General features: G+C 29.1%; 35 protein-coding genes. 32 read left to right on the top strand and 3 right to left on the bottom strand.

Annotation, left to right across the window (positions count from 1 at the left end; translation table 11 throughout):
- Positions 1 to 14 precede the first annotated feature (14 nt).
- From ACTG48_RS13960 to ACTG48_RS13880, 17 genes are read left to right on the top strand one after another with little or no spacing between them, the layout of a single operon-like run.
- Positions 15 to 704 carry a LysM peptidoglycan-binding domain-containing protein gene (locus ACTG48_RS13960; RefSeq protein ID WP_479917147.1) on the top strand — a complete coding sequence of 230 codons (690 nt, stop codon included), beginning with the start codon at positions 15 to 17 and terminating at the stop codon, positions 702 to 704.
- Positions 697 to 2,667 carry a C40 family peptidase gene (locus tag ACTG48_RS13955; protein ID WP_479917146.1) on the top strand — a complete coding sequence of 657 codons (1,971 nt, stop codon included), beginning with the start codon at positions 697 to 699 and terminating at the stop codon, positions 2,665 to 2,667. The genes ACTG48_RS13960 and ACTG48_RS13955 overlap by 8 nt, the downstream gene beginning before the upstream one ends.
- Positions 2,668 to 2,680: 13 nt before the next feature.
- The gene (locus ACTG48_RS13950) at positions 2,681 to 2,941 is read left to right on the top strand and encodes a DUF2577 domain-containing protein (protein ID WP_227832502.1); all 261 of its coding nucleotides are present in this window, start codon (positions 2,681 to 2,683) and stop codon (positions 2,939 to 2,941) included.
- A gap of 4 nt (positions 2,942 to 2,945) precedes the next feature.
- Positions 2,946 to 3,365 (top strand): DUF2634 domain-containing protein, encoded by a 420-nt coding sequence (locus ACTG48_RS13945; protein WP_479917008.1) that lies wholly within the window; start codon positions 2,946 to 2,948, stop codon positions 3,363 to 3,365.
- Positions 3,365 to 4,411 carry a baseplate J/gp47 family protein gene (locus tag ACTG48_RS13940; RefSeq protein WP_479917145.1) on the top strand — a complete coding sequence of 349 codons (1,047 nt, stop codon included), beginning with the start codon at positions 3,365 to 3,367 and terminating at the stop codon, positions 4,409 to 4,411. Before ACTG48_RS13945 ends, ACTG48_RS13940 begins: the two co-directional genes overlap by 1 nt.
- Positions 4,404 to 5,021, top strand: a complete 618-nt coding sequence (locus tag ACTG48_RS13935; protein ID WP_479917144.1) for a YmfQ family protein — start codon at positions 4,404 to 4,406, stop codon at positions 5,019 to 5,021. Before ACTG48_RS13940 ends, ACTG48_RS13935 begins: the two co-directional genes overlap by 8 nt.
- Before the next feature lie 11 nt (positions 5,022 to 5,032).
- Positions 5,033 to 6,058, top strand: coding sequence for a phage tail protein (locus ACTG48_RS13930; protein ID WP_479917143.1), 1,026 nt, complete (start codon positions 5,033 to 5,035; stop codon positions 6,056 to 6,058).
- A 23-nt stretch (positions 6,059 to 6,081) separates the two neighbouring features.
- Entirely contained in the window at positions 6,082 to 7,680 is a 1,599-nt protein-coding gene (locus tag ACTG48_RS13925; protein WP_479917142.1) for a glycine rich domain-containing protein, read from the top strand.
- A gap of 13 nt (positions 7,681 to 7,693) precedes the next feature.
- Positions 7,694 to 8,041 (top strand): hypothetical protein, encoded by a 348-nt coding sequence (locus ACTG48_RS13920; protein ID WP_479917141.1) that lies wholly within the window; start codon positions 7,694 to 7,696, stop codon positions 8,039 to 8,041.
- Positions 8,042 to 8,052: 11 nt separating this feature from the next.
- Positions 8,053 to 8,220 (top strand): hypothetical protein, encoded by a 168-nt coding sequence (locus ACTG48_RS13915; RefSeq protein ID WP_479917140.1) that lies wholly within the window; start codon positions 8,053 to 8,055, stop codon positions 8,218 to 8,220.
- Positions 8,221 to 8,254: 34 nt separating this feature from the next.
- Positions 8,255 to 8,446 (top strand): hypothetical protein, encoded by a 192-nt coding sequence (locus ACTG48_RS13910; protein ID WP_479917139.1) that lies wholly within the window; start codon positions 8,255 to 8,257, stop codon positions 8,444 to 8,446.
- Positions 8,447 to 8,459: 13 nt separating this feature from the next.
- Positions 8,460 to 9,809, top strand: a complete 1,350-nt coding sequence (locus ACTG48_RS13905; protein ID WP_479917138.1) for a hypothetical protein — start codon at positions 8,460 to 8,462, stop codon at positions 9,807 to 9,809.
- Entirely contained in the window at positions 9,809 to 9,991 is a 183-nt protein-coding gene (locus tag ACTG48_RS13900; RefSeq protein WP_479917137.1) for a hypothetical protein, read from the top strand. The genes ACTG48_RS13905 and ACTG48_RS13900 overlap by 1 nt, the downstream gene beginning before the upstream one ends.
- Before the next feature lie 38 nt (positions 9,992 to 10,029).
- On the top strand, positions 10,030 to 10,260 hold the full coding sequence (locus tag ACTG48_RS13895; RefSeq protein ID WP_021385516.1) for a hemolysin XhlA family protein: 231 nt from the start codon (positions 10,030 to 10,032) through the stop codon (positions 10,258 to 10,260).
- A gap of 15 nt (positions 10,261 to 10,275) precedes the next feature.
- On the top strand, positions 10,276 to 10,533 hold the full coding sequence (locus ACTG48_RS13890) for a phage holin family protein (RefSeq protein WP_479917136.1): 258 nt from the start codon (positions 10,276 to 10,278) through the stop codon (positions 10,531 to 10,533).
- Positions 10,533 to 11,291 (top strand): peptidoglycan recognition protein family protein, encoded by a 759-nt coding sequence (locus ACTG48_RS13885; RefSeq protein ID WP_479917135.1) that lies wholly within the window; start codon positions 10,533 to 10,535, stop codon positions 11,289 to 11,291. The genes ACTG48_RS13890 and ACTG48_RS13885 overlap by 1 nt, the downstream gene beginning before the upstream one ends.
- A 20-nt stretch (positions 11,292 to 11,311) precedes the next feature.
- Complete coding sequence (locus ACTG48_RS13880) at positions 11,312 to 11,599, top strand: hypothetical protein (RefSeq protein WP_479917134.1); 288 nt, start codon at positions 11,312 to 11,314, stop codon at positions 11,597 to 11,599.
- A gap of 24 nt (positions 11,600 to 11,623) precedes the next feature.
- On the opposite strand, the gene ACTG48_RS13875 is transcribed toward ACTG48_RS13880, so the two are convergent.
- Positions 11,624 to 11,833: a helix-turn-helix domain-containing protein gene (locus tag ACTG48_RS13875; protein ID WP_479917133.1), complete on the bottom strand. Its 210-nt coding sequence runs from the start codon at positions 11,831 to 11,833 to the stop codon at positions 11,624 to 11,626.
- 152 nt (positions 11,834 to 11,985) lie between these two features.
- Between ACTG48_RS13875 and ACTG48_RS13870 the strand changes: the two genes are divergently transcribed.
- From ACTG48_RS13870 to ACTG48_RS13845, 6 genes are read left to right on the top strand one after another with little or no spacing between them, the layout of a single operon-like run.
- Positions 11,986 to 12,435, top strand: coding sequence for a hypothetical protein (locus ACTG48_RS13870; protein ID WP_479917132.1), 450 nt, complete (start codon positions 11,986 to 11,988; stop codon positions 12,433 to 12,435).
- A 20-nt stretch (positions 12,436 to 12,455) separates the two neighbouring features.
- A complete protein-coding gene (locus tag ACTG48_RS13865; RefSeq protein ID WP_479917131.1) occupies positions 12,456 to 13,097 on the top strand; it encodes a hypothetical protein in 642 nt (213 codons plus the stop codon).
- A 19-nt stretch (positions 13,098 to 13,116) separates the two neighbouring features.
- A complete protein-coding gene (locus tag ACTG48_RS13860) occupies positions 13,117 to 13,485 on the top strand; it encodes a helix-turn-helix domain-containing protein (protein WP_479917130.1) in 369 nt (122 codons plus the stop codon).
- A gap of 19 nt (positions 13,486 to 13,504) precedes the next feature.
- Entirely contained in the window at positions 13,505 to 13,852 is a 348-nt protein-coding gene (locus ACTG48_RS13855; RefSeq protein ID WP_479917129.1) for a helix-turn-helix domain-containing protein, read from the top strand.
- A gap of 11 nt (positions 13,853 to 13,863) precedes the next feature.
- Positions 13,864 to 14,052, top strand: coding sequence for a helix-turn-helix domain-containing protein (locus ACTG48_RS13850; protein WP_479917128.1), 189 nt, complete (start codon positions 13,864 to 13,866; stop codon positions 14,050 to 14,052).
- Between the two features lie 24 nt (positions 14,053 to 14,076).
- A complete protein-coding gene (locus ACTG48_RS13845) occupies positions 14,077 to 14,400 on the top strand; it encodes a helix-turn-helix domain-containing protein (protein ID WP_479918799.1) in 324 nt (107 codons plus the stop codon).
- Between the two features lie 228 nt (positions 14,401 to 14,628).
- Here the strand turns inward: ACTG48_RS13845 and ACTG48_RS13840 are convergent, their stop codons facing one another.
- Together ACTG48_RS13840 and ACTG48_RS13835 are read right to left on the bottom strand one after the other, a co-directional pair.
- Positions 14,629 to 14,835 carry a hypothetical protein gene (locus tag ACTG48_RS13840; RefSeq protein WP_479917127.1) on the bottom strand — a complete coding sequence of 69 codons (207 nt, stop codon included), beginning with the start codon at positions 14,833 to 14,835 and terminating at the stop codon, positions 14,629 to 14,631.
- Entirely contained in the window at positions 14,836 to 15,828 is a 993-nt protein-coding gene (locus ACTG48_RS13835; RefSeq protein WP_479917126.1) for a hypothetical protein, read from the bottom strand. It abuts the gene before it with no gap.
- 168 nt (positions 15,829 to 15,996) lie between these two features.
- On the opposite strand from ACTG48_RS13835, the gene ACTG48_RS13830 reads away from it, so the two are divergent.
- From ACTG48_RS13830 to ACTG48_RS13790, 9 genes are all read left to right on the top strand, one after another.
- A complete protein-coding gene (locus ACTG48_RS13830; protein WP_479917125.1) occupies positions 15,997 to 16,203 on the top strand; it encodes a helix-turn-helix domain-containing protein in 207 nt (68 codons plus the stop codon).
- 118 nt (positions 16,204 to 16,321) lie between these two features.
- On the top strand, positions 16,322 to 16,498 hold the full coding sequence (locus tag ACTG48_RS13825) for a hypothetical protein (protein ID WP_021385485.1): 177 nt from the start codon (positions 16,322 to 16,324) through the stop codon (positions 16,496 to 16,498).
- Between the two features lie 519 nt (positions 16,499 to 17,017).
- Complete coding sequence (locus ACTG48_RS13820; RefSeq protein ID WP_479917124.1) at positions 17,018 to 17,413, top strand: BlaI/MecI/CopY family transcriptional regulator; 396 nt, start codon at positions 17,018 to 17,020, stop codon at positions 17,411 to 17,413.
- Positions 17,414 to 17,438: 25 nt separating this feature from the next.
- A complete protein-coding gene (locus tag ACTG48_RS13815; RefSeq protein WP_479917123.1) occupies positions 17,439 to 17,822 on the top strand; it encodes a BlaI/MecI/CopY family transcriptional regulator in 384 nt (127 codons plus the stop codon).
- A 249-nt stretch (positions 17,823 to 18,071) separates the two neighbouring features.
- Positions 18,072 to 19,025, top strand: coding sequence for a GPR endopeptidase (gene gpr, locus ACTG48_RS13810; protein ID WP_021385350.1), 954 nt, complete (start codon positions 18,072 to 18,074; stop codon positions 19,023 to 19,025).
- A 17-nt stretch (positions 19,026 to 19,042) separates the two neighbouring features.
- Entirely contained in the window at positions 19,043 to 20,050 is a 1,008-nt protein-coding gene (gene spoIIP, locus ACTG48_RS13805) for a stage II sporulation protein P (protein ID WP_021385341.1), read from the top strand.
- 29 nt (positions 20,051 to 20,079) lie between these two features.
- Positions 20,080 to 20,331 (top strand): hypothetical protein, encoded by a 252-nt coding sequence (locus ACTG48_RS13800; RefSeq protein WP_021385354.1) that lies wholly within the window; start codon positions 20,080 to 20,082, stop codon positions 20,329 to 20,331.
- A gap of 278 nt (positions 20,332 to 20,609) precedes the next feature.
- On the top strand, positions 20,610 to 22,415 hold the full coding sequence (lepA, locus tag ACTG48_RS13795) for a translation elongation factor 4 (RefSeq protein ID WP_021385339.1): 1,806 nt from the start codon (positions 20,610 to 20,612) through the stop codon (positions 22,413 to 22,415).
- A 150-nt stretch (positions 22,416 to 22,565) separates the two neighbouring features.
- A complete protein-coding gene (locus ACTG48_RS13790) occupies positions 22,566 to 23,903 on the top strand; it encodes a CCA tRNA nucleotidyltransferase (RefSeq protein WP_479917122.1) in 1,338 nt (445 codons plus the stop codon).
- Positions 23,904 to 24,013: the final 110 nt, after the last annotated feature.

Here is a 24,013-nt window from a genome sequence, read left to right as displayed (position 1 = left end):
GAGGAGGGATATAAATGGCTTATGACTTTTATTTAGATGGAGTGCAATTACCAATACCTCCTGCAAAATTAGAGATTAAAGTAACAAATAAGAATAAGACAGTTGACTTAATAAACACTGGAGAAGTAAACATATTAAAAAAAGAGGGATTATCTGAAATAAGTTTCGAAGCAGAATTTACACATAATAAACTACCATTTTATCGTGGTCAATTTAAAGATGTCCAATTCTTTTTAAGTAAACTAGAACTACTAAAAACAGATTGTAAGCCATTCCAATTTATTGTATCTCGACAACTTGGGAATAAAGTACTATTTAATACCAATATGAAAGTATCTCTTGAAGAGTATGCTATTTCAGAAGATGCAGAAAATGGCTCAGATACAAAAGTTGCAATAAAGTTAAAACAATATAGAGATTATTCAACTAAAAAGTTAGTTCCTGCTGCACCTAAAAACGAGACAGGTAGACCTAATGTAAAAATAGAGCCAAAACGAGTTGATTCAGTCAATGCACCAAATGCTAAAACATACACAGTCAAGGCAGGTGATAGTTTATGGTCAATCTGTCAAAAACAACTTGGAAATGGGTCGCTATATAAGAAAGTATATGAGTTAAATAAAACTATGATGGATAAAGCTAATAAGAATAAAAACTTAAGTAAATATACTATTTACAAAGGGCAGGTGTTAAAACTTGGCTGATGAATTAGTATTAGCAAATGATAGGGATGTAAGGTTAGTTATTGCCCACTTAGAAGATTTCTATGAGCCCGTAGTTTTAGATGGAATCACATGGGAAATTGAAAGACGAGGAACACCGTCTAAACTTGAATTTACAATAGTCATGGATAAGATATTAGAATTTTGTGAGGGAAATTCTGTAAGACTATATTACAAGGGTGTTGGAATCTTTTATGGATATATATTTCAGAAGAAAAGGGACAAAGAAAATCATATCAAAATAGTTGCATATGACCAATTAAGATTTTTTAAAAATAAAGATACTTATGTTCTTGAGAACAATACTGCAAGTGAACTTATAAAGATGTTAGCTAAAGATTTTAATTTAAAATATAATGTTATAGAAGATACTAAGTATAAAATATCAAGAGTTGAAGAAAATAAAACACTCTTTGATATGATACTAACTGCACTAGATGATACTCTAAGAGAGAAAAAGGAAATGTATGTTTTGTATGATGACTTTGGAAGAATAACTTTAAAAAATGTTGCTTCTATGAAACTTGATACTGTTATGAATAATGATGTAATAGAAGATTTTGACTATAACTCAAGCATTGATAGTGATACTTATACAAAAATAAAACTAGTAAGAGACAACGAAGAGACAGGTAAAAGGGATGTGTATATTGCACAAGATTCTACACATATGAGGAGTTGGGGAATACTTCAAATGTTTGATACAGTAGACAAGAACATGAGTGAAGCAGAAATAAAACAAAAATGTGATATACTTTTAAAACTATATAATAAGAAAACTAAGTCATTAAGTTTAAAAAACGCAATTGGAGATATTAGAGTGAGAGCAGGTTGTTTAGTACCTGTTTTTTTGTCATTAGGAGATATTGAGTTACAAAATTATATGCTAGTTGAGAAAGTTAAGCATACATTTGAAAATAACAGTCATTTTATGGACCTAACTTTGGTTGATGGAGACGAATTTGCTTCTTATTCTTCAAGTTCCTACTCAAGCGGAAATAGTAATAATAAAAATGAGAAACAAAATGGCACTGCACAAAGCACTACAAGCAAAGAAGATACTGAAATGGCTAATAAAATTAATAAACTACTTAAAGGGAAATTATCAAATACAGGGAATGCCTTTGTTAAGTACTCAAATGCTTATAAAGTTAATCCAGCTTTAATGGCTGCAATATCAATGCATGAATCAGCTAGGGGTACTTCAAACATTGCAAACACTAAAAATAATTTCTTTGGAATGAGAAGAGATGGTAATTACTTAAGTTTTTCTAATGTAGATGAAGGAATAAAAAGAGGTATAAGTAATTTATCAAGAAACTATATCTATCAAGGTAGAAAAACATTAGAAAGTATCAGAAATAAGTATTCTTCAAGTTCAGACAAAGAATGGGTAAAATGTGTGAGTGCATTTTATAAACAAATAACAGGGAGTAATTACGATAATTCAAGTGGTACAGGAATTGGAAGTGATGAAGAAGCAGAAAAGAATTTAAAAGATACAACTTATCAAGTTCAAAATAATAGCACTGATAATACATCAACAAACAATAATAGTAAAGTAAGTAAAGTTATTCAAGAAGCAAAAAATCAACTTGGCAAGCCATATGCTTGGGGTGGTAATGGTCCTAAAAGTTTTGATTGTAGTGGACTTATGATTTGGGCATTTAAGAGAGGTGCAGGAATAAATCTACCTAGAGTTTCAGCAGACCAATCAAAAGATAGTAGAGGAAAACTATTATGCAACATAAATGATGTAAAAGCTGGGGATTTAGTATTCTTTGCATACAATCAAGGAAAAGGAAAGGTACATCACGTTGGACTATGTATAGGAAATGACCAGTTCATACATTCGCCAAAGACTGGTGATGTAGTCAAAATAAGTAGTTTAAGTGGTAGACAAAATAAGAATCATGATTTTGCAAGAGCTAGAAGATTCTTTTAAGTGAGGTGATAATATGAGTCAAGAATTATTGCAAATAATTAAAAAGGCAGCAATGGATGCAGTAGAAACAAGTAATCCAATGCAAATTGTATTTGGAACAATAGAAAGTGTAAGTCCTTTAAAAATTAAAATAGAACAAAAATTATCTATTGGTGAATTTTTTTTAATACAAACAGATACATTTAAAAGATATACAGATAAAAAGATAGGAGATAAATTAGTTCTAATTCGTATGCAAGGAGGACAACAGTATTTAATTTTAGATAGGATGTGATGAAGTGATACCAACAGACACTATTGACTATGATATTGAAGATGTATCAATTATAAATTTTAATGTAAGGCAAGAACCAAGTAAGACTTTTAAACTTCATATAGAGAGAAATAAAGTAGATGGTATTTGTGATGATGTGGAAGCATTAAAACAGACCATCTTTTTAATTTTAAATACAGAGAGATACCAACATCTAATATATAGTTGGAATTATGGAGTCGAGTTGAACGACCTTATTGGAGAACCTGTCTCATATGTAATACCCGAACTTGAAAGAAGGATAACAGAAGCATTAATGCAGGATGATAGGATTGAAAATGTAGATAATTTTGAGTTTGAAAATCAAAAAGGAAAGGTTCAGTGTAAATTTATTGTCCATACCAAATATGGAAATATCAAAGCAGAGAAGGTGGTGAGTATTTAGTGTTTGAACTTATGACATTTGAAAATATAATTAAAAGAATGTTAGATAGTGTACCTGACACGTTTGACAAACGAGAGGGTTCTATAATATATAATGCCTTGGCACCAGTTGCTATAGAACTTACAGAGACCTACATTGCCATGGATGAATTACTAGACCAAACATTTGTTGATACTGCCAGTTACTATTATTTAGAGAAAAGATGTAAAGAAAGAGGAATTACACCACTTGAAGCTACTAATACAATTGCAAAAGGAGTCTTTAATATAGACATTCCATTAGATTCACGTTTTAATCTAGGAGAATACAATTATATTGCAACAGAGAGAATTAGTGAAGGAGTATATAAAATGAAATGTGAAACTGCTGGACCTGTATTTGAACTTGGTCAGTTGATTACAATTGAATATATAGATAAATTAGAAACAGCAGAACTAACAGAAATATTGATAAATGGAGAGGATGAAGAATCTGAGGACAGTTTGAGGCAAAGATACTATGATAGTTTAAACTCACAAAGTTTTGGTGGTAATATACAAAACTATAAGGATGAAGTTAATAAGATACAAGATGTCGGAGGAGTTAAGGTTTATCCTGTCTGGAATGGTGGAGGAACTGTTAAGTTAGTAATAATTAACTCTAATTTTAAAGTACCATCTGCTGATTTAGTTAATCTAGTACAAGAAGAAATTGACCCAAACCCAAAAGGAGAAGGTCTCGGACTAGCACCTATAGGGCATAAAGTTACTGTTACAGGAGTCGTGAGTACAACTATAAACATATCAGCAGAGATAACATATAAAAGTGGCTACACTTGGGAGAATATAAAGAATATAGCAGAGGAAACAATAGACGACTACTTAAATGAACTTAACATGAGCTGGGAAGATGAAGAAAACTTAATAGTCCGTATATCTCAAATTGAAACTAGATTGCTTAGTATAGATGGAGTATTAGACATTGCAAATACTATGATAAATGATGTTGCATCAAATTTTAGTGTTGATAAAGATTCAATAGTAGTAAGAGGTGAGGTACTTGGATAAAGAGGTAAATCTAATAAGTTACTTACCACAGATTTTACAGGACAAAGAAGAATATATAAAAGCATTTAATGCAGATAACAAAGAAATAAAGATACTACATGATAAATTAGATGATGTCTTAAATGACCAGTTCTTAGAAGATTTGACCATAACTGGTATAAAAAGATGGGAAAAAATAATGTCTATAGTTCCAAAAAGTAATGAAACTTTAGAGGATAGAAAGTTTAGGATTTTCAGTAGATATATAAGCAAATTACCCTACTCAGAGAGATTTCTTAGGAACTGGTTAGATTCAATTGTTGGAGAAGGTAATTATGAGTTAACTATTAATAGTTCTACTTATAATATACACCTGGAAAGTGATGCAAGGAATCAAGACTGGTTTGAGGAAGTTCATTCATTTGTAAGTAGTATCAAACCTTGTAACCTAACTTTAGATTATACTAGAGTTTTGGTTAGTAAAGATAATGGTCTGTACTTTGGAGCGACAACTATTACAGGGCATGAGATTACAATATACCCTTGGTCACCTAGTGATATTGAGACTTATGGAGAGATTAATATTCTCAGTGGCAATGGTTGTGGATACCAAGAAATAACTATTTATTAGGAGGTGGTAGTTTGGCTATAGATAAAAGCTATTACACGATATTAACAAACATAGGTAAGGCTAAAATAGCAAACGCAAGTTTAGTAGGAGGAAAAGTTGATTTTGTCAAGATTCAACTTGGAGATGGTGCAGGAAGTGAATATAATCCAACAGAAGAGCAAACAGTACTCAAAAATGTAGTTTGGGAAGGTAATGTAGGAAATGTTAAAACTGATGAAGACTTGGCAAATTGTCTAATTTTAGAGAGTCTTATACCTGCAAATGCTGGAGGCTTTATAGTTAGAGAGATAGGTTATTTAGATACAGAAGGTAATTTACTTGCTATATCAAAATATAGGTCAGCATACAAGCCTAGATTAGAAGATGGAGCAGTTATTGACATGAAGGTAAAAACTATTTTTGTTGTATCTAATGTTAATAATATAGAGCTTAAAATTGACCCTACAATAATTTTTGCTACATTAAAAGATTTGCAAGATTTAGAGGTCAAAATAGACACTATTAATGCTAAAATAGATACAACTAAAACAGAGTTAACAAGCAACATAGAAACTGCTAAGACAGAGTTAAACACTAGAATTGACACAGAAAATGAGAAACAAAATATCAAGATTGACCAATTAATCGCAGGTGGCTCGAATGTGGCATATACTCAAAAAGTCACAATTGATGATTGGGTGGATGATACAGAAAATGGATTCAAAGCAACTGTAACACATAGTTTGTTAACACAGAGAATAACTGTAAATATTATAGATGCTACTACAAAAGAAAATGTAGTTACAAACTTTAAAATTATAGATGATAATTCTATTGAAATTAGAAGTGAGGTAAAAGTTGAATTAAATGTCTATGTGATAAATGGGAATGCAGAGACTCATTTTATAAATGCTACAGTAGATGATAACAGAGTGTCTGAAATGACTACTTATTCATCTAAAAAGATTGAGGATAGATTCGTTAATTTAGAAGAAAAAGTAAATGGTGGGCTATCCAGTATTGCAACGAGTGTGAATGAGTTGATAACTTATTGTTAGAAATTAGAAAGGAGAGTGATGAAATGACTACGGAATGGAATTTTGATTATACAGGTACAGAACAACCTATTACTTTAAAACCAGGTAGATATAAACTTGAATGCTGGGGTGCTAGTGGCGGAGAAACGCATAGTGCTGCGTCTCATTCAGGCGGAGGATACTCTGTTGGTGAACTTATACTAAGAAAAGAGACTCTTTTATATGTTTATGTTGGTCAACTAGGTTTAGATACTTCTTCTACTGACTATGTATTTAATGGAGGTGGTTATGGTGTTAGTACTGGGGGAGGAGCTACTGATATAAGACTTGTTGGAGGAGCGTGGGACAGTGAACAAGGTTTATTTTCACGTATAATTGTAGCAGGAGGAGGTGGTGGTGGTCATGCAGGTTTTGGAGGTGGCAATGGAGGTGGATTAAAAGGAGAAAATAGTATTAATTCTGATGGAAGTGCTGTTGGAGCAACTCAATATGATGGAGGTAGAGGTTTAGAAAATGATGGCAAAAATGATGGCTTCTTTGGAAAAGGTGGTTGTTCTTCTAATCATGCAGGAGGCGGTGGTGGATGGTTTGGCGGTTCAGGTTGCTACTATTCTCACTGCAATGGCGGAGGAGGTAGCGGATATGTTCTAACTAAAAACAGTTATAAACCTACTGGATATACACCAACTTCTGAATATTGGCTAGAAAATGCTAGTACAACGGCAGGTAAAACATCAGCAGGTAATAGTGGAGTCAATGGTAAAGCCAAAATAACATTACTCCAAACATTACCTTTTTTAACTGTATCAGCTTATAACTCAACTACTGCAACGTTTAAAGCAGACCACACAGAACCTGCATTACTAACTAAAATAGAATGCTTTATAGATGATACACTAAAAGAAACTATAACAACAGATTTAACTCTTGAAAAAACAATTAACTATGAACTTACGGATAATGCAATACACACACTTAAAATAGTCGTTACAGATAGTGCAAATGCTACAGTAGAAAAAGTATTAAGTATAAGTAAGAATATAATGCCATTACCCGAAAATGTGAATTTAAATGATATATCTACAAAATTAGTGGAAGTTAATGCAGGATTTAAGAATGGAAAAACAAGTATTATAAATACTTTAGCATTAAAGAATATAGAAGCAAGTTTAAATAATACATTAGTTGAGTTATCAGAGAAAATTAAAACTTCTTTTGACAGTTCGGATGCTAGTGTTGAGGAGTTGCAAAATAGGATAACAGAGTTGACCAATCAGTTAAGTCAACGTGTTAGATATGCTAGTGGTGCTTATACTTTTGATACTCCAACTACTTTACCAATTATTATTCCAACTAATTTGAATTTTACTCCTAAACTCGTTATAGTTAAATATTTTAGTGTACATGATAAGAATGATTTAGCTATAAGCATTACTTATCTAATTAATGATGGTTCACAGTATGGTTTAGCTAGAGTTGATGGTAAAGACCGTAAAGTTTTTATATTTGATATAAAAAATATCACTGATAAAAGCTTTACTATTAGTGGTGGTTCTACTGATAGTATTGTTGAATTTCCTATTGCTTTAAAATACAGTAGAACTGTAAAGTGGTATGCGTTTGATGTTGATATAAAATTATAAGGAGGTAATAAAAATGAATAGAGGAAATAGAATAATATATAATGAAAAAGGAGACATACTGTTTCAAACAGGAGAAGCAATAGGAGATGTATCAGAGCATGATACAATAACAGAACTACATTACTTAGATGTTGAATATGGAAGTATAGACTATAGTAAACAATATATAGAGTCTATAAATCCAGTTACAAAAGAACCAAATATAAAAGATATACCAGTCATTTTAACAGATGAACAAAAGAGATTACAAGCATTAGAAGAAGAACTAAGTATGTTAAAAGAAGAAAATAAAAATAGAGATAGTGAGATAGTAAACACAACATTTGAAGTAGTAAATATGAAATTAAATAACAACCTATAGGAGGAATTAATATGTATAACTTATTAAAATTAATGATAGAACAAAAGAACTATAGTACTAAAGAGGATTTACAACATAAGATGGATGTATTCTATGCAGTAAACAGGATTACAGAGGAACAATATTTAGAATTAACAGGTTTATTAAATAAAGAAGAAACACCAGTAGAACCAGCGTAGAAGGTTCTTTTTTTATTGGAAAGAGGTGATTTAATTGACTTTCAAAGAGTTAGTTAATAAAGTTAGAAATCTTGTTTTAGAAGCAAAGAAAGTAACTATAGAAGATGCAGATAATAATTTTACAAGCGATAATGTAGAAGATGCTTTAAAAGAGTTATCAATAGAGTTAAGTGGGCAAAGAACAAAAGGAATAGAAGCATTTAATAGGTTTGTAGATATATTATAAGTGAGGTGATAATATGATTAATAAATTGCCAAATGATTCTAATTTAAGTGAATTAATAACTGCATTTGAAAATGGTGTAAATGAAACAAGAACAATTTCAAATACATTGAAACAAACTTTAATAAATAAAAATGTCAAGGTGCTAGATACAGATAAATTAAGTACTTTAGTAAGTAAAGTAGACAAATTAAAAGCACAAGAATTTGGTGTAAGAATAAATAAATTAGATGAAAATCCAAATACTTGTGTAAGTTATGTGGGAGATGCAATAGGAATGACTCCTGCTAGTGTTGGCAGTTATGGTAGTTGGGATACTATAGATTTTATTAGAGAAATAAAACCATGTGGATTTAAAGATGGAATAGTAACAAAGTATATTAAAAAAGAAAATTTTAGTATGTATGAAGATGGAACTAGTGTAGAAGATGATACAGATGTTATGATTGAATTTCCTAAATTTTATTGGAAAATACAGAGTTCTGATAACTACATGGATATATTTGTATCTAAAACAAAATTAGATGATGATTATGAATGTCCAGCACATTTAATTGGTAGTACAGAAAAAGAATTTATTTATATAGGTGCATATTTAGCATATTTGGAAAATGGAAAATTAAGAAGTAAAAAGAATGTTAGTCCAACATTACAATCGTATTCATATTTTAAAAGTATAAGTAATAAATATTCAGGTTATGACACATTAGACCAACAATGTATGTTAATGTTACAAATTTTATTTATTCTAATTTTTAAATCTATAGATTGTATAAAATTAGGCATTGGTTATGGCTCTTATATTGCAGGACACTATAAATCAAATGGTACAAACACAGGAGGCTCTAATTTCAAAGGGATGCTCTATGGAGAACAAAATGGAGATGAACAAATAAAGTTTCTAGGTATAGAAGATTTGTGGGGAAATTATCAGCAAATAAACAGTAGATGTGTAGGAGAACCCCAAAATGGATGTATGGGTATAAAAATAATTAAAAGAGATGGAATAAAAATTTTTAGTAGCATAGGAAGGAAAGTAGGCGTAGTAACAGATGTATTAGGGGGAACAAATACTGGATTTTTAGTGAAAAATATGATAGAAAATGCAGGCGGAGAACAACAAGATGTTAGATATTATAAATGTTGGGCAAATTTGGATGAACAATTGATAAGACATTATATTGGATTTAACTATAATGAAAATAGTAGATACTATGGTCTATTTTCATCTTTTTTTCAAAGCGACCATTCAGCATCAACAAGATTAATTTTTATAGGAGAAGATAATAAAAACTCTTTAAGAATAATAAAAGAAAACGAGTTATTGACAGCAGTGAATCAAGAAATAGGTGGAGGGTTATTATAATGAATATAAATAACATTGTAGTAAGAATACTAGCAGAAAGGATATTAAATAAAGGGCTGAACCCGTTGAAAAATAGACCTTTTGAACTGGATGATGTTACTAATACAGAGTATAGAAAAGCAGTAGAAGATTATATAATACAAAATAGTGGAGCAATAGAAAGAGCAGAACCGACATTATAAGAAGGTTCTTTTTTAATATCAAAAATTAGGAGGCTTGCATGAATGAAGAACTTTTCAACGCAGATTTAAAAAGACATGAAACAAGAATAAATAAGCATGGAGAAGAAATAGACGAATTAAAGATAGCAAATATAGAGTCTAAAGCAGAATTAAAAGCATTGTGTGAGAATTTGAACTCGCTTACAAGTATGCTAAAGTGGCTAATTGGAACAATGATTACAACATTAGTAGGGTTCTTTATATTTGCCATACAGAGAGGAATATTTTAATTAGGAGGAAAATAAATGGATAATTTAATAAGTTTTATACCAGAGCAGTTACTAATTTTAGTAGCTGCTCTCTCTATTATAGGTAAAGGTTGTAAAAAATATAAACAATTAGACAATAAATATATTCCAGTAGTTTTATTAGCACTTGGGATAGGTTTTTCTATTTGGATGTTAGGATTAAATGCTGATGCAGTCTTACAAGGTGTAATTTGCTGGGGTATATCAATAGGTATAAATCAAACTTACAAACAATTAAAGGATGGTGAAAAGTAATGGTAGATATAATAAAGATGTTAACAAAGAAAAAGTGTTATCCAAACAAGAATAATGCAAAGTTTATAGTAATTCATGAGACTGACAACGAGGATAAGGGAGCAGATGCTAAGAGACATGCACAAGCACTCAATAATGGTAATTTAGAAGCAAGTGTACATTATTATGTAGATGATAAAGTTATATATCAAACACTATCTCATTCTGATGGAGCGTGGGCAGTTGGTAAAAGCTATGGTACTGCGCTAATTCAAAGAGTTACAAACTACAATAGTATTAATATAGAAATATGTGTAAATCGTGATGGAAATTATACAAAAGCAAGACAAAATACAATAGACCTAACTAAAAAGTTAATGAAAGATTTAAATATTAGTGCAGATAAAGTGATTAGGCATTATGATGCTAAGAAAAAATATTGTCCTCGTAAGATGCTTGATAGTCCGTCATTGTGGGTAGATTTTAAAGATAAGATAAAAAATAGTGGGGGAGTGAGTAAGATGTATAAACATACAATAGTTTATGATGGAGAGGTTGACAAAATCCCTGCAACTGTAGTTGGCTGGGGATATAATGATGGCAAAATATTAATATGTGATATAAAAGATTATGTACCAGGTCAGACAGAGAACTTATATGTTGTAGGTGGAGGAGCATGTAATAAGATAAGTTCTATAACTAAGGAGAGATATACTATGATAAAGGGAAATGATAGATTTGATACACTTTATAAGGCATTAGATTTTATTGATAGATAGAATGATAAGGGGTGGATAAGATGTTAATATATGATAAAAGTTTTTATCCAAATAATATTTATCCAACAATAGACTTTCTCAAGATAAAAAGACAATTAAAATCAATATACAAGAATGATTTATCAGATTGTGGAAGCATATGTATAATAGAAAGAAAAGACTATTCTATAAGCATAAATAGCATAGGTGAGATAAATATATATTATGATTCAAGATATGAAAATAAGATACAGAATGTAGTTGATGAGATTGAACAGTTATTCAAGTCTCAAGTTAAGAATTTTAGTGTATCAAAATTTAAGCATTGATGATTGAGAAGGTAGCAACTAGAATTAGTTGTTACCTTCTTTTTTTATGTCTATTTTTCCGTATTCTCTTTCAAGCGCTGACTTTTTAAATACCCATGTAGTTCCGAATTTTTTACAGTCCGTACCATCCACGAATTTTTTATTTCTTATATTTAGTCTTAATGTACTTTCGCCTTTTTTGTAAAGTTCACAAGCATCTTTTATAGAAATAAGTTCATCGAAAATATCTTTCATTTTAACAACTCCTTTTAATTACATTATAAACGCAAAAGTTTAATAATGCAAGAAAAAAATAAACGCAAAAGTTTAATAAACGCCTTGACTAAATAAACGGAAACGTTTATAATATAATTAAAGAAAGAGATAAACAAAGGGGGATATAAAAAATGGAAAAATTCATCAGACTTGATTACGATAAAAATTTTAGAGGGAAAGAACACAGAAGTAGTGCAACTGGAGATGCAGAACACTTCGAGGAAGGAATTAGTTGTTATAAGATAAGTAAAGAAAATTGTTATGATGCTATAATAAACTTATGTGAGTATTGGTTTAAAATTGCAGGAGAATGTCAATTCAAAGACTACGATATAAATATATTTGAAGGATGTTGCGTAGGCGAAGGATGCAGTTATGAAGACTTAGCAACTTGCGAGAGACATTTACATACTATAGATGGAACTTTATTTAATGAAGTTTATGACTTATATTATAAGCATGATACATACTTAGATGAAAATGGAGACATTGAAGAATTAGAAGAAAATTATAAAGATGAATATATAACAACAGAAGAATTTGAAAGTAAAATAAAAGAAATGTTTATTAAATATTTATAATACCTACAGGAAGTGAAAATATGAATATTGGAGATAAGTACGGGAACTTTACAATACTAGATATAGAGCAAAGAAATAATAGAAAATATTGTTTGTGCAAATGTTCGAATTGCAACAACGAGAAATGGATAAGAGCAGATAGTTTGAAAAGAATAAAAGCGTGTGGATGTATGCAAAGTGAGACACAGTTTAAACAAAATAATTTAGCAGGTAAAAAATTTGGCAGATTGACTGCTATAAAATCAACTAATAACAAAACAAAAAGTGGACATTATATTTGGATTTGTAAGTGTGATTGTGGAAATGAAATTGAAACAGCAGAAAACAATTTAACTACTAATAGAACTAAATCATGTGGATGTTTAAAAAAAGAAGCTGAGATAAGAAATGCAAGGATAGCTTTAAGAGTACACCAAGAAAAAAATATTGTTGATAATACAAATATATCTATTATAAAAAAGACAGAAGCAAGTATAAATTCTAAAACAAAAATAAGAGGAGTTTGTTGGAATAAAGAAAAGGGTAAATACCATGCTCAGATAGAGTTTAAGAAAGTACATCGCAATTTAGGATACTATGATAATATAGAAGATGCTGAGAAGGCATATATGGAAGCTAAAGAGAAGTTACATAAGAAATTTTTAAAAGAGCTAAAAAAATAAAGTTGAGGAAGTGTTACAGATGATTAATGAAGATATTAATAAAAGAATAAAGGAAATAAGAGAAGATATAAATTTATCACAACAAAAATTCGGAGAAAAACTAGGTGTTAGTAGAGATGTTATAAGCAATATAGAGAATAATAGAGTAGAAGTTAAAACAGTATTTATTACTCATATGTGTGAGGTTTTTAATGTTAACAAATGTTGGCTAGAAACTGGCGAGGGAGAGAAGTTTATTGTACAAGAATATGACATTATTCTAGGAGAGGCTTTTGCCAATATAACCATATCTGAGAATGAAAATTTAAGAGAGTTAATTATAAATATTTCTAAGTTAAATGATACATATATAAATAATTTAAATGAGATTGTAAAGGGTCTAATTTAAATAGTGGGAGGTGGTATAATTGTCTGATGAAACTATAAGCACAAGAATTAGAAAGATAAGAAAAGATGCTAATTTATCACAACCAGCTTTTGGTGAAAAACTTGGTGTCAGTAAAGATGTTATAAGTAATATAGAATATGATAGAGTTGAACCCAAGCCTTTGTTTATTAATTATATGTGTGAAATTTTTAATGTTAATAAAGAATGGCTTACAAATGGAACTGGAGAAATGTACATAGAAAATAAGTGTAATAGGAATGTTTCAGAAGCAACTGACTTATTGATGAAACTTTCAATAGAATTTCAAGAATGTGCAATTAAACAAATTAAAGAATTAATAAAATTACAACAATCATTAAAAAAGTAGGTGAGATTAATATGTCTAATGAGGATTCAACTGCTAGATTAAATTTAATAAAATTAAGAAAGATTTTAAAACTTACACAAGAAGAAATGTCTGCATCATTAAAAATAAGTCGCTCAAATTATGGAAATATTGAGACTGGCAAAGTAGGACTGACTGAACGTGTTAAATCAGATATTTGTGATATATATAATGTTAATTAAAATAGGTGGTGTTTAAGCTTGAGCATGATAGAAAACTTGGATAAATTACTATACTCTAAAAATATAACTAAGGCTCAACTGTCAAAGGAAAGTGGTATCCCTTATACAACTATTTCGGGCTTCTATACAAAAGGAACTGATAATGTAAAACTCTCAACATTAAAAAAATTAGCTGATTATTTTCAATGTTCAATTGACTTTTTAGTAAGTAATAATATAGAAAATGAAAATGTACTGGATTTTGAAGATTTTAAAAACTTGTTTAAAAATTTAAATAATGGAGAAAAAGAACTGATATATGAAGCAATAAAAGTTATATACAAGAATAAAGGAAAAGATTGTGGTTAAAACTAGAGACTTCATTTATTGATGAAGTTAAGCACTTAAGGTAAACAAAGCACTCCTATAAAAAGAGTGCTTATTTTTTTGAAATACATTAAATGTATAAACTATTAAGAATCTTACTCAATATACCTTAGAAACGATTTAAATAGGTCTTTTTCATAGAATAAATTATATGATATAATAAAAAAGTAAAGATGAACATCCAATCCATCTTTACTAAGTTAACCAATATTAAAGAGAGCATTTTCTGTCGTAAGGGATGCTCTTTTTACTTTTCCAAACAACCTCGTTTTTTTCATCAATAATTATCAAATCAATCTTATTATCTTTCAATATTTCTGTTGCAGTACAAATGAGATTATCTAAGTCAAAACTTCGAGTTAATTCTAGTTGCTTGTTATTTACTACTCTTTTCAGTATATAAGTTTTAAAACACATTTATATCGCTCCTTGCTTTAATTTATTTATCTGATATATTAACCACTTTTTAGCTTCTAACAATGTTTCACTAGTTTTAGTGCTATACAGTTCAATTCCGTTTTGGTCATAAACTCTCCAAGCTCCCCAGTTCTTAGCTATAAAATAATCATTGTATTTGTGCATTGTTATAAGACATGTCGTATTTTTATCAAATATTCTATCAACTGCACTAGGATTTATATACTTTTTAACTCTTTCAAATTTTGGAATAATAATATTTTTTGTACCTTCTTCAAATTCTTTTCTTTCTCTTATCCTTTTTTCTTTTCTTATATTACTTCTATTTTTATTACATATTTCTTTAAACCCATTTTTTATATCAAATAAATTTTGTAATAGTTTATCTTGTCTATCATTGTTTTTTCTATCTCTAGTAGAATTTCTACCACTTCTGCCAGTAACTAACCAAGATGGATTATCGCCTTTATGATTCAGATATTTTATGTAAGCTTCTGTATAATTCTTTTTAAATCTTTGTAAAGCTAGTTTTAAGTAGTATTCTATTTCTAAGCTACTAGTGTTTTTTAGTATGTCCATAACTATTTCATTAGCTTCTATAAATTCATCTTGCAAAACCTTTGTATGATTTCTTTCTGTTCTTCTAAAAAAAGAGTTTTCATTTTCTCTTTTACTTATTTCAGAAGGCACTATATAGTTTTCTATATCTTCTATATTAATCTCCATCAATTTTTTTCTTAAGTCCTCTTGTTTCTGTTCTTTGTATTCCTCACTTTTTTCTTTTATTTCTTCTGTTGTTGTATTAGCTAAAGAATTTGCGAAAGATATTGTTTTATCACTTCGTTTAGCAAACCAACACTCATTAAATCTAGACCATTTAAATCCGTTAGATTTCAGATTGTTTCTAGTTTCTTCACATGGTTTAACATTAAAATATAATTCAACACCATTTTTTTCTTCATTTAAAACAACTTTGATTTCAAGTCCAAACATTTCATTACCTCCTTTATATATTATCCTTAAATAGTTAATAATAACCTTCTAAGGTTAATTTAATGATAGTATTATTTAATAAGAAAGTCAAGATAAATTAACTATAAAAGAGAAATATTGTCCTTTTGAGGTTAATTATGATAAAATAAATTATAAGGAGTTGATAAAATGATTTCATATAACCGATTATGGAAATTACTAATTGATAAAAAAATAAAAAAAATGGAATTTAAAGAAATGACAGGGTTAGGAAGCTCAAGTATAAGTAAATTAAGAGAAGATAAAGTTGTCTCTATGTCTACAATAGAAAAAATATGTTTAGCATTAGATTGTAATATAGAAGATATTGTTGAGATTAAAAAAGATGAAGAATAGATATTTGATAATTATAAAACTATGTTATAATTAAAATGCAAGAATATATCTTGTAAGAAACTACAATCTAAGGGCGAAAGTTTTCAGAAATCACCTTCGTATGAAAGGGGGTGAGTATATGAAAACACTTATGTTTATACTTGTTATAGCGTATTATATTACTATTATAATAAAATCTATTACAACAATAGTAAAGTCTATAACAAGGTTATTAGATTCTATAAGTAAATTAAAAGAATCTTTACATAAACTAAGAAATCGTCCTGACGGCAATCAAGACGATTTCAATGAATAAATCATTACTTAAATTATTTTGAATTTGAAACTTCGCTCTAGGCTAATAGATTGTAGTTTCTTTTTTATTTTTGATACGATTTTACATCTTTATTATATCGCATTTTAACAAAAAATAAAACTATGAATCCTAGAAATATATTTTATTTTAGCTCAAAGTATATATATTATTGCCCACCTAAAAAAACTTTCATAAAATCAAAAGAGTATATGTTTTTAATAACTTACCAATATAACTTATAACTCATTTTACAAGTCTTATTTAATAAATATTTATGCCACTAAATTCCTCTAGTTTTACCAATTTAGTATTATTCTACAATTAAAACAATACAATACAACTAGTTATTATTCAATATATGTGTTTGAAAATTGAATAAATTTGTAGATATGAATAATATTTTTTATATATAAAAACAAACTAAAATAGTAGAATATATGGTAAATTTTACCTGTAGTTTTTGTGTTAAAAAGCTCCTATTATTAGTTTAAGTTAGACAAGTTGAGGAAGTGACATAAGATGGAGCAGCAAGAGGTAATAGCCAAATTGCGTAGAGGGGAACTGTTGTTAATGGAATATATGTGGAGGAAAAAGTCTATTCTATATAAAAAAGAAATAATCTCGGCAATGCAAGAAAGATACAAATGGAGAAAAAGTACTACAGAAATTCTCCTAAAAAGATTAGTAAAGATGAAAGTGTTAAAAAAGAAAATAGTGAGTTTTAAATCTAACTATGAGGTGCTAGTAACTAAAAAAGAATATTTAAACGCTATAAGAGAAGAAAGAAATATAAATATAGATGATGATTTTTTTACTCGAATATTTACAACTATACATAGAAGGAATCAAATGATAGAAGAAAAATTTAAAAAATTCATAACAAATATAAAAGATATGATAAAAAGACAAGTTTGAGTTTTATAGAAAGAAGGGATATATTATGATAAATAAGAAATTACCAGATGCAGAATTAAAAATTATGAAATACATATGGAATACTGGTTATAAAACTGTAATATCAAAAGATGTTGCAGATGAGATAGAAAAAATGTATGGCTGGAAACATACAACTACAATTACACTTTTAACTAGATTAACTAAAAAGGGTTTTTTAATCTCTCAGCGAATTGGAAAACATGTACACTATACAGTATTAGTAAAAGAAAAAGAATATTTGAAATTAGAAGGCAAAAGAATTTTTGGAGGTTTACATAACAATCCTCTATCAGAATTGATTTCAAAATTACATGATGGAGAAAAAATAACAGAAGAAAAAATAACAGAAATAGGAGATTGGATAAAAACTTGGAAAGAAGAAGATTGATAGATATGAAAAAGGTAGTGCCTATGTAAATAGTTGCTACCTTTTTCATATCTGTGGATAAAACTGTGGATAATGTTGTGGATAAAATGTGGATGAATATATTTACTGACCATTTACTGACCAAACTCATTTTTGGGGTTCTGAAAGCGTTGAATTTACTTGTTTTAAATAAATTTATAGTTTTTTGTTATAAAATACTAAATTTTGTTAACAATTATAATTAGCATTTAATTTATACTGGAGGTTTATATGATTAGCGTAAGAACAGATTTAGCTTTAGAAGCTAGTGAAATGTGTGAAAAGTCTCAAGAAGGAAGTAGTATTCCTGGTGTAAAAATAGAAACTAAAGAATTAGAAAATTGTATTGTAACAAAAGTTGAAGTAGTAGACGGACAAGGCGCAGAAATAATGAATAAGGATATAGGAAAGTATATAACTCTGGAAAGTAATCTTATGAAGTTTGATGATGATGAATCAAGAGAAGAAATGATAAGTTATTTGAAAGAGGAATTGGTAGATATATTTGGACAAGACAAAAACAAAAAAACACTGGTAATTGGTCTTGGAAATAGAAATATTACTTCTGATGCATTAGGACCAAAGAGTGTATCAAAAACACTTGTGACTAGACATCTTTTTAAAAATTATAATAAAGACTATGATGATGATTTCACTGAGGTATCAGCTTTAAGCCCAGGAGTTATGGGTGTTACTGGAATAGAGACTAGTGAAATAGTAAAGTCATTGGTTGAGAAAGTTAAGCCAGATAGAGTAGTAGCAATAGATGCACTGGCTTCAAGAAAAATGGAAAGAGTAAACTCTACTATACAGATATCAACAGCAGGAATATCACCTGGTGGAGGTGTTGGTAATACGAGAAAATCTCTAACTAAGGAAACATTAGGAGTAGAAGTTATTGCAATAGGTGTACCAACTGTGGTTGATGCAGCCACTCTTACGATAGATGTTTTAGATATGGCAATAGACAATTTAATAGCTCAATCAGAAGAAACAGAAAGCTTTTATGAAATGTTGAAAAAGCTTAAAGAAGAAGAAAAATATCATCTAATAAAAGATTCATTAGACCCATATGACAAAAATTTAATAGTAACACCAAAGGATATAGATGATACAATCGAAAATCTATCTATAATAATAAGCGAAGGTTTAAATAGGTCTTTGCATCCAGGTAGATTGGTATAAAATAAGGAGGAACAATTATGTTTAAAAAATGCATTAAAGTAGTAACCTTGACTTTTATATTAGCATGCATTTTACCAGGAAAATCATTGGCTTTGAATCAAGATGATTTTTTAAAGTTTTTAGTAAACTCATCTTATCCAGAAGCTAAAGTCGAAGGAAATAATACAGAAGATAAAAAGAATAATAAAAATAAAGAAGAAAATAAAGAAAGCAAAAATGAAAAAGAAAAATCTGAAGATGCAAGTAAAGTTGATAGCAAAAAAGAAAGTGAAAAAGAATATATAAAACTTTATGTTGGTAAAGAAAATGTTCCAGACATTGAGTCAAAGAATTCTGACACGACTGAAACTAATACTACATCTAGCTCAGAATACAAGGATGATTTAAGAGTAACTAAAGAAAATCCAAGAATTTTAATATATCATACTCATGGATGTGAAACTTATTCAAATTCACCTGCTGGAAATTATCATTCAAGAGATAAGAAAAATTCGGTAATGGAAGTAGGAAGTGCATTGACTAGTGCCTTAGATAGTAAAGGATGGGGTGTAGTTCATACAACTAAGTACCATGACTATCCATCTTATAATAATTCTTATGCAAGTAGCTTAAAAACAATAAAAAGTATACTCCCTAAATATAATTCAGTGGACATAGCAATAGACTTACATAGAGATGCTAGGGATTTAACTAATCCAGCCACTAAAGAAAAAGACCATTTAAAATATACAACTATGATAAATGGAGAGAGAGTAGCAAAGTTTTTCTTTGTTGTAGGAGGTAAAAATACAAATAGAGCACAACTCAGAGCTTTAGCAGATGATATAACTGCTTTTGCTGAAAAGAAATATCCTGGTTTGGTGTCTCCAATAGTAGAAAAAGACTATGCTAGATTTAATCAATTTGCAGTTAAGAATCATATGCTAGTAGAAATAGGAAATAATGCAACAAGTATAGAAGAATCTAAAGCTACTACAAAGTATCTAGCTGAGATTTTGGATGAATATTTTAAACAAAAAAATTAGATTGTTAGATACAATTAGGAGCATGTTAAATGAGCCGATTAGAAAAAAATATAGAAAGTAAAAGTAAACTAAGAAAATACAAGTATATTATGAGAATCGTGTTTTTGATTACTATGATAATAGGTACATCAGTTTGTGTCTTTATAGTAGATAGTAATGCAAAAAGTATGTTAGGAATGAAACAATATGATTTTCCAAGTATTAATTTTGATATAACAAACTTTGATTTTGATATATGGAACTTTGATATAAATGGAATCATCAAAAAATTTAATAAGTAGTAATAAGTGAATAAGGTTTATTGATTAAAATAAACCTTATTTTAGTTATATATTCTTAGGATATAAAATAAAAATGCATTAACTGTGTCTTATAGGATTTACTTTAAGTTTATGATATTATATAATATTTAGTGTTAGACTTGATAATCCACATATAATGTGGATAATTTTGTTTAGTGCCAATTAGTTTATATTCAAAAGTTTTACAATTATATAAAGAGTTTTTATATAATGTAAAATAATAACTATAAGAATAATTAAGAGGAGGGAATTTTAAGGTGGACAATAAACAAAGTAGAACTAGAAATTTTAGTATAATTGCACATATAGACCATGGAAAGTCTACCTTAGCTGATAGATTAATACAACAAACGGGGCTTGTTAGTGAAAGGGACATGAAAAGTCAATTGCTTGACAATATGGACCTTGAAAGAGAAAGAGGAATTACTATAAAGCTTCAAAACATAAGATTAATGTATAAAGCGAAGGATGGAAATGAATATTATTTAAATCTTATAGATACACCTGGACATGTAGACTTTAACTATGAGGTATCAAGAAGTTTGGCTGCATGTGAAGGTGCATTACTGGTAGTTGATGCAGCTCAAGGTGTTGAGGCGCAAACCTTAGCCAATGTTTATCTTGCTATAGACCAAGATTTAGAAATATTACCAATAATAAATAAAATAGATTTACCAAGTGCAAGACCAGAGGAAGTAAAGCATGAAATAGAAGATTTAATAGGGCTTGATTCAAGTGAGGCACCTCTTATTTCTGCAAAGACTGGCTTAAACATAGAAGATGTATTAGAAGATATTGTAAAAAATGTTCCTCCACCTAAAGGAGATAATGAAGCACCATTAAAGGCGTTAATATTCGATTCTTACTATGATGCTTATAAAGGTGTTGTAGCTTATGTTAGAGTATTTGAAGGAACTGTTAAAAAAGGCATGACAATAAAAATGATGAACACTAACAAAAAGTTTGAAGTAACTGAAGTTGGTGTAATGGCTCCAGGTCAAACTGAGCTTAGTGAATTATCAGCAGGTGATGTTGGTTATATTGCAGCAAGCATAAAAGATATAAGAAGTTGCCGTGTTGGAGATACAATAACAGATTCAAATAATCCTACAGATGAACCTTTACCAGGATATAAAAAAGCTACTCCAATGGTATACTGTGGTATATATCCAGGAGAAGGAGAAAAGTATGAAAATGTAAGAGATGCTCTTGAAAAACTTCAAGTAAATGATGCTGCACTTGAGTATGAAGCTGAGACTTCAGCAGCACTAGGATTTGGTTTTAGATGTGGTTTCTTAGGTCTTTTACATATGGAGATAATGCAAGAAAGACTTGAGAGAGAATTTAATCTTGATATAATTACGACAGCACCATCTGTTATATACAGAGTTACAAAAATTGATGGAGAAGTTGTAATGATACAAAATCCTGCAAACTTACCAGAGCCATCTGAGATAAAGATGATAGAAGAACCTATAGTAAAAGGAGATATAATAGTTCCTAAAGACTATGTAGGTGTAGTCATGGAACTTTGTCAAGAAAGACGTGGAAACATGTTAAATATGGAATATATAGATGATAGAAGAGTAATGCTTCACTATGACCTTCCTCTTAATGAGGTTGTTTACGACTTCTTTGATGCTTTGAAATCAAGAACTAGAGGATATGGCTCTCTTGATTATGAGGTTAAAGGTTATGTGCCATCTACACTTGTAAAACTTGATATATTAATTAATAAAGAGCAAGTAGATGCACTTAGTTTTATTGTTCATGAAACTCGTGCTTTCCATAGAGGCAAGGCAATGTGTGAAAAACTAAAAGGGGAAATCCCAAGACATCAATTTGCTATACCTATACAAGCTGCTGTTGGTAATAAGGTTATTGCAAGGGAGACGATAAGTGCGTTAAGAAAAGATGTACTTGCTAAATGTTATGGTGGGGATATATCTCGTAAGAAGAAACTTCTTGAAAAGCAAAAAGAAGGTAAGAAGCGTATGAGACAAATTGGTTCTGTTGAAGTTCCTCAAAAAGCATTTATGTCTGTACTTAAATTAGATGAATAAATTTTTATAAATTTAGATAAAGATATTTAAAAGCTAGAGTGATTTTAGAATTATTTCTAAATTAATCTAGCTTTTTTGTGGTATATTTTAAGTAAACTAATAGAAAATATAAACAAGAGTATATTAAAGAAAAATAAAAAGGTGATATTTATGATTAATATAGAAATTCCTAAAAAAGTAGATTATATAATTAAAGAATTAGAAAAACATGGTCATGAAGCATATGTAGTTGGAGGATGTGTTAGAGATTGTTTGTTAGAAAGAATTCCAAATGACTGGGATATAACAACTAGTGCGAGACCAGAAGTAGTAGTAGAGCTATTTGAAAAAACAATTCCAACTGGCATACAACATGGTACTGTAACAGTTATGCTTTGTAATGAACCATTTGAAGTAACAACTTATAGAATAGATGGAAATTATAGTGATGGTAGACATCCAGATTCAATAGAATTTACAAATAACATAGTTAAGGACCTATCAAGAAGAGATTTTACTATCAATGCAATTGCATACAATGCAAAGACTGGATTGGTTGACCCATTTAATGGGTATGAAGATATACAAAATAAGTATATACGTTGTGTTGGAAATCCAGTAGATAGATTTGAAGAAGATGCACTTAGAATGCTTAGAGCAGTTAGATTTTCGGCACAACTCAGTTTTAAAATAGCTGAAGGAACTAAGCAAAGTATCCACAAAAAAGCAGACTTGATAAAAAATATTTCTATAGAAAGAATCCAAACAGAATTCAACAAAATGCTAGTATCTGATTCATCTAAATTAGAATTATTAAATTCAACAGGTTTGTTGAAATTTATAATTCCTGAAATATGCGAATTAGAAGAAGTTACTCAACATAATCCGTATCATATTTATGATGTACAAAAACATACTTTAATGGCTACAGAAGTGATTGAAGATGAATTATATTTAAAGCTTACAATGTTGTTTCATGATTTGGGAAAAAAGGTAACTAAAACGACTGATAAAAACGGAATTGACCACTTTTATACTCATAGTAGAGAATCTGTAAAGATTGCAAAGCGAATTTTAAAGAGACTCAAGTACGATAATTATACTATTAATAAAGTTTTGACATTAATAAAGTATCATGATTATAGGATAGAGCCAAAAAGGAAAATAATTAAAAAATTATTAAATAAACTTGAAGATGTTGAACTATTTGAAGATTTAATAAAGGTTAATTGGGCAGATACGCTTGCTAAAAATCCAAAATATGCAAAAAGTAAGATATTAAATCTTATCGAGTGTGAAAAAGAATTTAAACACATAATAAATCAAAATGAATGTTTTAATATTAAGGATTTAGCTATTAATGGAAAAGATTTGATATCTATAGGTGTAAAACCAGGTAAAGATATGGGACACATATTAAATAAGATGCTTGAAATTGTTATAAATAATCCAGAACTAAATGAAAAAGAAATACTGAAAGAAAAAGTATTAAATATATATACATTTTAGAATAGAGTATAAAAATTTTAGTTTAATTAATTTAAAAAGCTGAAAATACAGTACTTATTTAGAAAAAATAGATAATTTTTAGAGAATGTTTTAAAGATTGAGGTTGTACA

The organism is Clostridioides sp. LIBA-6822, assembly GCF_056688955.1.
This window is presented reverse-complemented; position numbering and strand designations above follow the sequence as displayed.